Source organism: Pseudomonas sp. CM25, from assembly GCF_013179705.1.
Taxonomy (GTDB): Bacteria; Pseudomonadota; Gammaproteobacteria; order Pseudomonadales; family Pseudomonadaceae; genus Aquipseudomonas.
On the sequence record NZ_JABMCW010000179.1, the window covers coordinates 1 to 11,299 of the forward strand.

Annotated in this window: 10 protein-coding genes and 1 riboswitch; of the genes, 6 read left to right on the top strand and 4 right to left on the bottom strand. The window is 65.0% G+C overall.

Annotation, left to right across the window (positions count from 1 at the left end; translation table 11 throughout):
• The 3 genes from HP546_RS18230 to cobW form a co-directional block, all read right to left on the bottom strand.
• Positions 1 to 636 (bottom strand): ATP-binding protein (locus HP546_RS18230; protein WP_172228053.1); only part of this gene is annotated, 636 nt, incomplete at its 3' end.
• A gap of 1 nt (position 637) precedes the next feature.
• A complete protein-coding gene (cobN, locus tag HP546_RS18235; RefSeq protein ID WP_172228054.1) occupies positions 638 to 4,399 on the bottom strand; it encodes a cobaltochelatase subunit CobN in 3,762 nt (1,253 codons plus the stop codon).
• Between the two features lie 4 nt (positions 4,400 to 4,403).
• A complete protein-coding gene (gene cobW / locus HP546_RS18240; protein WP_172228055.1) occupies positions 4,404 to 5,471 on the bottom strand; it encodes a cobalamin biosynthesis protein CobW in 1,068 nt (355 codons plus the stop codon).
• Positions 5,472 to 5,570: 99 nt separating this feature from the next.
• A riboswitch (cobalamin riboswitch) is annotated at positions 5,571 to 5,782 on the bottom strand.
• Between the two features lie 79 nt (positions 5,783 to 5,861).
• Between cobW and HP546_RS18245 the strand changes: the two genes are divergently transcribed.
• The 3 genes from HP546_RS18245 to HP546_RS18255 all read left to right on the top strand — a co-directional run bounded on the left by HP546_RS18245 (position 5,862) and on the right by HP546_RS18255 (position 7,829).
• Complete coding sequence (locus tag HP546_RS18245; protein WP_172228056.1) at positions 5,862 to 6,239, top strand: glyoxalase superfamily protein; 378 nt, start codon at positions 5,862 to 5,864, stop codon at positions 6,237 to 6,239.
• Complete coding sequence (locus HP546_RS18250) at positions 6,236 to 6,592, top strand: hypothetical protein (RefSeq protein WP_172228057.1); 357 nt, start codon at positions 6,236 to 6,238, stop codon at positions 6,590 to 6,592. Before HP546_RS18245 ends, HP546_RS18250 begins: the two co-directional genes overlap by 4 nt.
• 217 nt (positions 6,593 to 6,809) lie before the next feature.
• Complete coding sequence (locus HP546_RS18255) at positions 6,810 to 7,829, top strand: branched-chain amino acid aminotransferase (RefSeq protein WP_172228058.1); 1,020 nt, start codon at positions 6,810 to 6,812, stop codon at positions 7,827 to 7,829.
• A gap of 80 nt (positions 7,830 to 7,909) precedes the next feature.
• Here HP546_RS18255 and HP546_RS18260 read toward each other — a convergent pair whose 3' ends face one another.
• The gene (locus HP546_RS18260) at positions 7,910 to 8,338 is read right to left on the bottom strand and encodes a multidrug/biocide efflux PACE transporter (protein WP_172228059.1); all 429 of its coding nucleotides are present in this window, start codon (positions 8,336 to 8,338) and stop codon (positions 7,910 to 7,912) included.
• 91 nt (positions 8,339 to 8,429) lie between these two features.
• Here HP546_RS18260 and HP546_RS18265 point away from each other — a divergent pair, with 91 nt between their 5' ends.
• The 3 genes from HP546_RS18265 to HP546_RS18275 all read left to right on the top strand — a co-directional run.
• Positions 8,430 to 9,275: a LysR family transcriptional regulator gene (locus HP546_RS18265; RefSeq protein WP_172228060.1), complete on the top strand. Its 846-nt coding sequence runs from the start codon at positions 8,430 to 8,432 to the stop codon at positions 9,273 to 9,275.
• A 157-nt stretch (positions 9,276 to 9,432) separates the two neighbouring features.
• Positions 9,433 to 11,178: a hydantoinase B/oxoprolinase family protein gene (locus HP546_RS18270; RefSeq protein WP_172228061.1), complete on the top strand. Its 1,746-nt coding sequence runs from the start codon at positions 9,433 to 9,435 to the stop codon at positions 11,176 to 11,178.
• A gap of 13 nt (positions 11,179 to 11,191) precedes the next feature.
• Positions 11,192 to 11,299, top strand: a 108-nt coding sequence (locus tag HP546_RS18275; RefSeq protein WP_172228062.1) for a hydantoinase/oxoprolinase N-terminal domain-containing protein, incomplete at its 3' end; no start/stop codon positions are given.

The following is an 11,299-nucleotide window of genomic DNA, read 5'->3' on the forward strand; positions in this document are numbered from 1 at the left end:
CGCGTGGCAGCGCTCGCGCAGTTGTGCCTGGGCTGCGGCCCATTGCCCGCAGAAGGCCTGCGGATCACTGTCAAAAGCCAACCGACGACGAATGATCTGTTGCCGCGCCTCGGGCTCGGGTAAGCCCTCCAGCGCCACGTTCAGGCCAAAACGGTCGAGCAGCTGCGGGCGCAGCTCGCCCTCCTCCGGGTTCATGGTGCCGATCAGCACGAAGCGGGCGCTGTGCCGGTGCGAGATGCCGTCGCGCTCGATGCGGTTGGTGCCGCTGGCGGCCACGTCAAGCAACAGGTCGACCAAGGTGTCGGGCAGCAGGTTGACCTCATCGACATACAGCACGCCGCCGTCGGCATGGGCCAGCACGCCCGGCGAAAACTGCGCCTTGCCCTGCCCCAGCGCAGCATCCAGGTCGAGGGTGCCGACCAGGCGTTCCTCGCTGGCGCCCAGCGGCAACGTGACGAACGGGCCTTCGCCGAGCAGGTCGGCGAGGCCACGGGCCAGGGTGCTCTTGGCCATGCCGCGCGGCCCTTCGATCAGCACGCCGCCAATCTTGGGGTCGATGGCGGTCAGGCACAGCGCCAGCTTCAGGTCGTCCGCACCGACCACGGCGGCCAGCGGAAATTGTACGGGTTCACTCATTTCAAGCCTGTTCCTCGCCGTCGAGCAGTTGCTCCTCAAGGGCTTCGCGGTAATCGCCCGGCGCCTGCCACAGGCCACGCTGCTGGGCCTCCAGCAGGCGCTCGGTCAGGTCGCGCAGGGCCTCGGGGTTGTGCTCGCGCATGAAATCGCGGGTCGCCGGGTCGAGCACATAGGCATCGGCCAGCCCCTGGTAATGATGGTCGTCGATCAGGTGCGTGGTGGCGTCGAAGGCGAACAGGTTGTCGACCGTCGCGGCCATCTCGAAGGCACCTTTGTAGCCGTGGCGCTTGACCCCGTCGATCCATTTGGGGTTCAGCGCCCGGGCGCGGATCACCCGGTTCAGTTCCTCCTTGAGGGTGCGGATGCGTGGCCGGTCGGCCTGGCTGTGGTCGCCGTGATAACCGGCCACGGCGCTACCGGACAAGGTCTCCGACGCCGCCAGCATGCCGCCCTGGAACTGGTAGTAATCGTTGGAATCGAGCAAGTCATGCTCGTGGTTGTCCTGGTTCTGCAGCACCGCCTGTACCTTGGCCAGGCGCTGGGCGAACTGGGCGCGAGCCGGGGTGCCTTCGTCGCTGGCGCCGTAGGCATAGCCACCATGATTGAGGTAGACCTCCGCCAAATCATCGCGGCTGTGCCACAGCCGCCCGTCGATGGCGTTCTGCACCCCGGCGCCATAGGCACCGGGTTTGGCACCGAATACCCGCCAGCCGGCCTGGCGCGCAGCCTGCTCTGCGTCCACACCCTGCGCCTGCAAGGTCGCGCGCTCGCTGCGCACGCGCGCTGCCAAAGGGTTGAGGTCGTCGGGTTCGTCCAGAGCAGCCACTGCCTGCACCGCTGCATCGAACAGGCGGATAAGGTTGCCGAAGGCATCGCGGAAGAACCCGGACACGCGCAAGGTCACGTCTACCCGTGGGCGATCGAGCAGGCTCAGCGGCAGGATCTCGAAATCGTCGACGCGCTGGCTGCCGGTGGCCCATACCGGCCGCACGCCCATCAGCGCCATGGCCTGGGCAATGTCATCGCCGCCGGTGCGCATGGTCGCCGTGCCCCATACCGACAGGCCGAGCTGGCGCAGGTGATCACCGTGGTCCTGCAAGTGCCGTTCGAGGATCAGGTTGGCGGAGGCAAAACCCAGGCGCCAGGCGGTAGTGGTGGGCAGGTTGCGCACATCCACGGTATAGAAGTTGCGGCCGGTGGGCAGCACGTCCAGGCGGCCCCGGCTGGGCGCGCCGCTGGGGCCGGCGGGCACGAAGCGCCCGGCCAGCGCCGCCAGCAGGCCGTTCATTTCGGCAGCACCACAGGCATCCAGGCCGGGCGCCACCGCTTCGCGCAGGGCCTGCAGCACCTCGTGAACCGGCTGCCAGTCGCTCAAGTCAGGCAACTGTGCGGTGCCGCCCAGCACCTGCTCGATCACCTGCAGCGCCAACAGTTCGAGGCGCTCACGGGTGTCGCCACAGGTGCGCCAGGGTTCGCTGCTGATGGCTTGCAACTGCCCGGGCCGCACACCCTGCCATGGCTGGCCAAGGTCGCAATCGAGCGGGTCGAAGCCCGGCACCAGCGCCTTGGCCAAGGACCGCAGCAAGCTGGCATTGCCGCCGCGGCCGTCGCCACGCTCGACCCGCAACAGCGCCAGCAGGGTATCCAGGCGCAAGCGGCCTTGCGGCGACTGGCCGAACACATGCAGGCCATCGCGAATCTGCGATTCCTTCAGGTCGCACAGGTAGGTATCCAGGCGCGGCAGCCATACGGCGGCATCGTCCAGTTGCCCTTCCAGCTGCAACTCGCGGTCGATATGGGTGGCCTTGACCAGTTCGAGGATATCGCGCTGCAGCTCGCGGGCACGCCGTGGGTCGAGCAGCTGCGCTTCGTAGAACTCGTCGGCCAGCTGTTCCAGGTGGCGCAACGGGCCATAGGTTTCGGCGCGGGTCAGCGGCGGCATCAGGTGATCGATGATCACCGCCTGGGTGCGCCGCTTGGCCTGGGCACCCTCGCCCGGGTCGTTGACGATGAACGGGTAGATGTTCGGCAGCGGGCCGAGCAAGGCATCCGGCCAGCACTCAGCCGACAGCCCGACGCCCTTGCCGGGCAGCCATTCCAGGTTGCCGTGCTTGCCGACGTGGATCACTGCATCGGCGGCAAAGGCATGGCGCAGCCAGAAGTGAAACGCCAGGTAGCCGTGCGGTGGTACCAGATCGGGGTCGTGATAGACCGCGCTCGGATCTACCTGGTAGCCCCGGGCCGGCTGGATGCCGACGAAGGTCAGGCCATAGCGCAGGCCCGCCACCATCAGCCGGCCACTGCGGTACATCGGGTCCTGCTCGGGTGGCCCCCAGCGTTCCAGCACCGCCTGGCGATTGGCCTCGGGCAAGCGCGCGAACGCGGCCTGGTAGTCGCCCAGGCTCAGGCTCTGGGCGCAGGGGCGCTGGTCGAGGTGGTCGAGGTCGTTGGTCACGCCGCCGAGCAACTGGTGGATCAACTGCGTGCCGCTGCCCGGTAGCTCGGCCAGCGGGTAGCCTTCGGCCTGCAGCGCCCTGAGAATGTTCAGCGCGGCGGCCGGTGTGTCCAGGCCGACGCCATTGCCGATACGCCCATCACGGGTCGGGTAGTTGGCCAGCACCAGTGCCACCCGCTTCTGCCCATTGGGCAGGCGGGCCAGCTCGACCCAGCGACGCGCCAGCTCGGCGACAAAGTCCATGCGCTCGGGGTGAGCGCGGTAGCACACCACGTCAGACTGGCTGCGCTCGCTGCGCCAGGCCATGTCCTTGAAACTGACCGGCCGGGTGATGATGCGCCCGTCCAGCTCTGGCAGGGCGATGTGCATGGCCAGGTCGCGCGCGCCAAGGCCTTGCTCGCTGGCTTCCCAGCCGGGCTGGTTGTCCTGCGCGCAGATCGCCTGCAGCACCGGGATGTCACGACGGAACGGGCGCAGGTTGGGCTGTTCGGGGCTGGACAGGGCGAAGCCGGTGGTATTGACCAGTACTTCGGCACCCACTTCGTCCAGCCAGGCTTCGACCTGCTCCAGGCACGCGCTTTCCTTCAGGCTGGCCACCGCGATCGGCAACGGGTTCAGCCCGGCAGCCTGCAGGCGCTGGCAGAACTCGTCGATGAACGCGGTGTTGGCCGCCTGCAGGTGCGAGCGGTAGAACAGCAGCGGCGCCACCGGGTGCTCAGGGCGCCAGTGCGGGTACCAGTCCTTCAGCACGGCGCTGCCCTTGGCCGGGTGATACACCGCCGTGCGTGGCAAGGGTTGCGGTTCGTCCCAGGCATAGTCGCGGCCCAGCCACTGGCTGGCCAGGCACTGGAACAGGTTGATGGCGTTGGCCTTGCCGCCCTGGCGCAGGTAGTGCCAGAGGCGCTCGGCCTGCTGGCTGCTGACGGTGCCAAGGCGGGTCAGCTCCGGGTCGGGGCGGTCGTCGCCTGGCACCAGGATCAGCTGTACGCCACGCGCGGCCAGCTCGACCAGCTGCTCGACGCCATAGCGCCAGTAGCCGACGCCGCCGTGCAGCGACACCAGGATGACCTTGGCATGGCGCAGCACCTGATCGACATACAGGTCGACCGAGGCGTGGTTCTGCACCTGCATCGGGTTGGCCAGGCGCAGGCTGGGGAAGTCTTCGGGCAATTGCTCGGCGGTATCGGCGAGCAATGCCAGGTGCGAATCGCCGCTGCAGAGAATCACCAGCTCGGCGGGTGTCTGGCCGAGGTCGGCAATGCTGTCATCCGGTACGAAGCCACCGGGCTGGGTCCGCAGCAGGTGCATGGGGTCAGGCGCCCAGGGCTTTGCGCAGGCGTGCTTCCAGCTGGGCCGCATCCAGGTCCTGGCCGATCAGCACCAGGCGGGTGATGCGCGGCTCGTCGGCGCGCCATGCGCGGTCGAAGTGCTTGTCGAAGCGGGTCCCCACGCCCTGCACCAGCAGGCGCATCGGCTTGCCCGGGATGGCCGCAAACCCTTTGGCGCGCAGCACGCCAAACTCCACCACCAGCTGGGTCAGGGCATCAAGCAGCAGGCTTTCGTCGGCTTCGGGCAGGTCGATGGAGATGGAGTCGAAGGCGTCGTGGTCATGATCGTCATGGTCGTCGCCATCGTGGTGCGAGTCGTGGTGGGTACGGCGGCCATCGATGTGCGCCTCGGACTCGGCACCCACGCCCAGCAGCACGTCAATTGGCAACTTGCCGCTGCTGGCCTCGATCACCTTGACCGCTGGCGGCAGTTCTTCGGCCACTTCGGCACGCACTTTGGCCAAGCCCTCGGCATCGATCAGGTCGGCCTTGTTCAGCACCACCAGGTCGGCGCTGGCCAGCTGGTCGGCGAACAGTTCGTGCAGCGGCGATTCATGGTCCAGGTTAGGGTCGAGCTTGCGCTGGGCATCGACCTGGTCCGGGTAGGCGGCGAAGGTGCCGGCGGCTACCGCCGGGCTGTCGACCACGGTGATCACCGCGTCGACCGTGCAAGCGTTGCGGATTTCCGGCCACTGGAAGGCCTGTACCAGCGGCTTGGGCAGGGCCAGGCCACTGGTTTCGATGAGGATGTGGTCGAGGTCGCCACGGCGCGCCACCAGCTCGCGCATCACCGGGAAGAATTCTTCCTGCACGGTGCAGCACAGGCAGCCGTTGGCCAGCTCGTAGACGCGGCCGCTGGCTTCTTCCTCGGTGCAGCCGATGCTGCACTGCTTGAGGATTTCGCCGTCGATGCCCAGCTCGCCGAACTCGTTGACGATGACCGCGATACGGCGGCCCTGGGCGTTGTCGAGCATGTGCCGCAGCAAGGTGGTCTTGCCCGAACCGAGGAAGCCGGTAACGATGGTGACGGGGAGCTTGGCCAGTGTTTTCATGTCGCAGTGCCCTTGGCAGAATGGCGCGGGCATGCAGGACGACAGCCGCAGGCCAGGCCGGCCGGGCTTGTTCGCCACCGGATCACCCCGCCCGGTTGAAAGTCGAAAACGTTGCGAGGCAGGTCTCCTGGCTGGCACCGTTCCAGTTGCCGGCTGAAGCCAGGCTGGCGGGATGACGCCTTCCCGCGCGTTGGCGCAGTGGCTGTGTCGATCCGTTGTCGGTGCTTACAGTTGCGGGGGCAGCCGCGGCTTGTACCGCGTTCCCGTCTTAGCTTCGGCCTGGCCGAAGAACCTCGAACTGGCAAGGCTACGCAGTGGCTGGCGGGTGGTCAACCACAGGTTGCGCAACTGCGCTAGAGTAGCGTCTTTGCCCACGGTCAAGGACGCCCCATGCCCCTCGCTCCCGCCATCCCGGTGCTGCGTATCTTCTCGGTCGAAAAGGCCAGGGAGTTCTACCTCGAATTTCTCGGTTTCACGCTGGACTGGGAACACCGCTTCAGCCCGGACCTGCCGCTGTACATGCAGGTTCATCGTGACAGCCTGATCCTGCACCTTTCCGAACACCATGGTGACGCGTGCCCCGGCTCGACGGTGTTCGCCCGCATCGACGACCTGCGCGCGCTGGAGCATGAACTGCAAGCGAAACAGTACGGCTACGCGCGGCCCGAAGCCGAGCGCCTGGACTGGGGCTTGCAGATGCAGGTGTGGGACCCGTTCGGTAACCGGCTGCGGTTCTGTCAGCAGATCGACGACGAGGCAAACCTGTGAAGGCATCTGGCAAGCGTGAAATGGCCAGGCTGGAGCGTGAACTGGTGATATGCCTGACCGATGCCTGCGAAACGGCCAAGGCAGAAATCATCGGCTTCAGCTGGCTGACCCACCGGCTCGATCCTGAGGATTTTCCGGCCAGCTTGCGCATAACCTGGGTGTTCGAGCAAGAAGCCGACAAGGCTGCAGCCATGGCGGGCGACGCCAAGACGCGCATGCTGGTGCTGACTGCACAAGCGTTGGAGGCGGCGGGCATAGCACTGGATCATCCGGCATGGCATGTGCGGTTCGACAGTGAAGAGGCTTGTGCGCAGGGGCATGGCGGTGATTGGGGGAAGCGCTTGGGGCGGTAGACCGTTGAAGATTGGCGAAAGTTTTGCGGCGCCTGTGAAACCGAGCGCCGCCCGCGCGGCGCTCGATTTCACAGGCGCTAAAAATCTTGCGGTGAACACCTCGCAACCTCAATTCGTGACTGGCCGTTCCCGATCTGCTGCGGATGTATTATGGTGGCATGGTGCGCATATAACAGCAGCCCGAGCGATCGGGCACTTGCAAGACAATGAGGGTGTCATGAGCAACGAAAGCATTAATTGGGACAAGCTGGGTTTCGACTACATCAAGACCGACAAACGCTACCTGTCCGTATGGCGCAATGGCGAGTGGGACAAGGGCACCCTGACCGAAGACAACGTACTGCACATCAGTGAAGGCTCCACGGCGCTGCACTATGGCCAGCAGTGCTTCGAGGGCCTCAAGGCCTACCGTTGCAAGGACGGCTCGATCAACCTGTTCCGCCCGGACCAGAACGCCGCCCGCATGCAGCGCAGCTGCGCCCGCCTGCTGATGCCGCACGTGCCTACCGATGTGTTCATCGAAGCGTGCAAGCAGGTGGTCAAGGCCAACGAAAAGTTCGTGCCACCGCACGGCAAAGGCGCCCTGTACCTGCGCCCGTTCGTGATCGGCACTGGTGACAACATTGGCGTGCGCACCGCCCCCGAGTTCATCTTCTCGGTATTCGCCATCCCGGTTGGCTCGTACTTCAAGGGCGGCATGAAGCCGCACAACTTCCAGATCTCCAGCTTCGACCGTGCTGCCCCGCAAGGCACCGGCGCAGCCAAGGTCGGCGGTAACTACGCGGCCAGCCTGCAGCCAGGCGCGGAGGCCAAGAAGGCCAACTTCGCCGACGCCATTTACCTCGACCCGCTGACTCACACCAAGATTGAGGAAGTCGGTTCGGCCAACTTCTTCGGTATCACCGCCAACAACGAGTTCGTCACGCCGAAATCTGCCTCGGTGTTGCCAGGCATCACCCGCCTGTCGCTGATGGAACTGGCGCAATCGCGCCTGGGCCTGAAAGTGATCGAAGGCGATGTCGAAATCAGCAACCTGGACCGCTTCATCGAAGCCGGTGCCTGCGGTACCGCTGCGGTGATCACCCCGATCGGCGGCATCGAGTACAATGGCAAGCTGCACGTGTTCCACGACCTGGAAAAGGTCGGCCCGGTTACCCAGAAGCTCTACGACGAGCTGACCGGCATCCAGAGCGGTGATGTCGAAGCACCGGCAGGCTGGATCGTCAAAGTCGCCTGAGTCGTTTCAGCGGTTTGAAAACGGGGCATGCCAGCAATGGCATGCCCCGTTTTTATTGGTGTGGGAGTTGGGCACACGCCTTAGGCCAGGCGACGCTGCATCAGCAGGTGCCGGACTTTGTCGAACGCCCAGTTGTACAGCACGGTGTAGGGCAGGATGATCACGAAGAAGCCCAGCTCCACCATGAACGCCTGCAAAAGCGAAATATCCAGCATCCACGCGGCCACCGGCAGGCACCAGACTACCAGGCCGGCCTCGAAGCCCAGGCCGTGCGCGAAACGCGCGCGGGCCTGCCAGTGGATCCGCTCGGTCTGTACATAACGATCGATCAGCGCGTTGTAGACCATATTCCACAGCATGGCGATCACCGACAGGGTCACCGCCAGCGCGCCGGCTGTCGCCAGCGATTTGCCCATGATCCAGGACAACAGCGGCGCACACAGCAGCACTGCGAACACTTCATAACCGACGGCGTGAACCAGGCGTTCGGTGAAAGAGACGTTTTTCATTGCAAATTCCATCCAGTGCGTGAGTCGTGCTTCCTATTTTCTTTGATAGAACAGATACTCGCGATATAGCTACCATCGGTTTTATCAATACATGCGCTACTCACCCGAAGCCTTGGTTGCGTTTGTCGAAGCCGCATCGCTGGGGTCTTTTTCCGCCGCTGCGCGCAAGCTGCGCAAAAGCCAGTCCACTATCAGCATCGCGATCGCCAACTTTGAGGCCGATGTTGGTTGCCCGCTGTTTGACCGCACTGGCCGCCATCCCACGCTGAACGAGGCTGGCCGGCAGGTACTGAGGCGTGTCGAGGCGATTCTCGATGCCAGCGCCCAGCTCGATGCACTGGCGGTGCGGCTGGCAGAACATGTCGAGGCGCTGGTGTCGGTGGTGATGTCGGACAGCTACAGCGTTACCTTCCAGGGTGCGGTAATGGCCCGGTTTGCTGAGCACTACCCGCACACCGAGCTGCGCTGCGGGCCGTCGGAGGATGCCGATGTAATCGAAATGATCCAGCTGGGCATGGCGCAGATCGGCATTCTTGCCACACAGCCCAATTACCCTGCCGACGTTGCCGTGGCGCGTTTGCCCGAGCAGGCGGAATTCGCCGTGTACGTGGCCAGCGGGCACCCGCTGGCGGGCATTGCGCAGGTGCAAACGCAGCACCTCGAAAACGCACGCCAGTTATATATCAAGACCTACGCGCCAAGCCTGCATCAGGGCCGTGGCCAGGCTTGGTCGGCACCGGATTACCTCACCCTGCTCGAGTTCGCCGTGCGCGGGTTTGGCTGGGCCGAACTGCCCAAGGCGCTGGTGGCGCGGTTTGGCAGTGGGCTGGTGGAGTTGCAGGTGGCCGGCTATCCACGGCGGGTTGATATGGATGTGGCCTGGTCGAGCCGCCGGGCACTGGGCCCGGCCGGGCAGTGCTGGTGCGTCAGATGTTGAATCGGTAGCCGGATAACGCCTTCCTCAAGTGTGCGCCCAGGCACAACAACCAGTACACCCAGCGACAAGCCTTCCCCCCACCCTGCCCCGTAGCCTGTCACCACGCGCCGCCCACCGCGGCACGCAGCCAAACTACAAGAACAAACGTTGGTGACCTATGCAGACAGTAGATCCGATCACCCTGGCGGTTGTACGCGGAGCGCTGGAAACAGCGCAACGCGAGATGACCCTGACCCTGGAAAAGACCGGCCGCTCCAGTGTGTTCAACCTGGCCCACGACTATTCCAACTCGCTGTTCGACCACCTGCCGGAAATGATCCTGCAAGGCCAGGACATCCCGATCCACCTAGGCTCGCTGATACCGGCAATGAAGTGCGTGGCCGAGTTCTTCGCTGACGACATCGCCGAAGGCGACGTGATCTACCACAACGACCCGGCCTACAAGGGCAGCCATATTCTCGACTGCTGCATGTACAAGCCGGTGTATTACCAGGGTGAACTGGTCTTCTGGACCGTGTGCAAGGGCCACCTGACCGATATCGGCGGCCCGGTGCCGGCTGGCTACAACCCCGATGCCAAGGAAATTTACGCCGAAGGCCTGCGCATTCCCCCGGTCAAGCTGTGGGAAAAGGGCAAGCGCCGCGAAGACGTGATCAACTTCATGCTCACCAACATGCGCGCCCGCCCCTATCAGGAAGGCGACCTCAACGCCCAGTACGGGGCCTGCAAGGTCGGCGAGCGACACCTTCTGGAGCTGCTCGACAAATATGGCGTGGCGCAAGTACGTGCCTGTATTGCCGAGCTGAAGAACATGGCCGACCGGCACATGCGTGCGTTGCTGCGCGACGTGCCGGACGGCGACTACAGCGGCACCGCAGTACTGGAAGATTCCGGCCACGGCCTGGGTCAACTGGCCATTACTGCCCATGTGCAGATTCGCGGCGACCAGGCCCACGTGCGCATCGAAAGCCCGCCGCAGGTGCCCTACTTTATCAACTCCTACGAAGGCAACTCGGTGTCTGGCGTGTACCTGGGGTTGATGATGTTCGCCCAGGTGGCGCCGCCCTACAACGAGGGCCTGTACCGCTGTGTCACGGTCGATGTCGGGCCCAGGGGTACGCTGTGCAACGCCGAGGAACCGGCGCCCCACGTCAACTGCACCACCACGCCGATGGAAACCCTGGCCGATGCCGTGCGCACGGCACTGGAGCAAGCCTCACCACAGCGGGTGACCGCCTCCTGGGGGCATACCAGTGGCATCAATATCGCCGGCCGCGACCTGCGCAACGGCAACAGTGAGTACGTGACCATGGTGCTGGCCTCGATCATCTCCGGCGCCGGTGCCAACCAGGTGATGGACGGCTGGCACGCCTGCGGTCCGCTGTGCTGCTTCGGGGCGCTGATGAGCGGTGACATCGAACTGCTGGAACATGCCTACCCGGTGCTGATCCACCGTTACAGCCTGATGGCCGACAGCGGCGGTGCCGGCAGATTCCGCGGTGGCTCGGGCACCCGCCTGGAAATCGAACCGCTGGACCACGCAATGACCGTGGTCGGTTTTGGCGAGGGCCGTCAACTGCCCACCGCCGGTGCCGCCGGCGCACGCAATACCCTGCTGGAGCCCAAGCTGGGCCGGCTGATTCACCGCCACGCCGACGGCAGCGAGGACCACTACACGCAAAACCCGATGCTGACCCTGCAGCCCGGCGAACGCATCATCAACATCAACCCCGGTGGTGGTGGCTACGGCGACCCCCTGCAGCGCCCCATTGCCTCGGTGTTGCAGGATGTACGCAACGGCCTGGTTTCGCCCCAAGGCGCGGCCTTGGAGTACGGCGTGGTCCTCGATGCCGATGGCCAGCTGGATGAAACCGCCACCCGCCTCGCCCGCGCCCCGCACTGACCGGAGAATCATCATGCGTAACCAATATCGCCTGGGCATCGACGCCGGCGGCACCTTCACCGATTTCATCCTGGCCGACCGCGCCGGCGGTGTACAGCTGTTCAAGGCGCCATCCACACCG

Coding starts and splice junctions, on each gene's coding strand:
- HP546_RS18265 (WP_172228060.1), top strand. CDS start 8,430: ATGCGCTACTCACCCGAAGCCTTGGTTGCGTTTGTCGAAGCCGCATCG.
- cobW (WP_172228055.1), bottom strand. CDS start 5,471: ATGAAAACACTGGCCAAGCTCCCCGTCACCATCGTTACCGGCTTCCTC.
- HP546_RS18245 (WP_172228056.1), top strand. CDS start 5,862: ATGCCCCTCGCTCCCGCCATCCCGGTGCTGCGTATCTTCTCGGTCGAA.
- HP546_RS18255 (WP_172228058.1), top strand. CDS start 6,810: ATGAGCAACGAAAGCATTAATTGGGACAAGCTGGGTTTCGACTACATC.
- HP546_RS18270 (WP_172228061.1), top strand. CDS start 9,433: ATGCAGACAGTAGATCCGATCACCCTGGCGGTTGTACGCGGAGCGCTG.
- HP546_RS18260 (WP_172228059.1), bottom strand. CDS start 8,338: ATGAAAAACGTCTCTTTCACCGAACGCCTGGTTCACGCCGTCGGTTAT.
- cobN (WP_172228054.1), bottom strand. CDS start 4,399: ATGCACCTGCTGCGGACCCAGCCCGGTGGCTTCGTACCGGATGACAGC.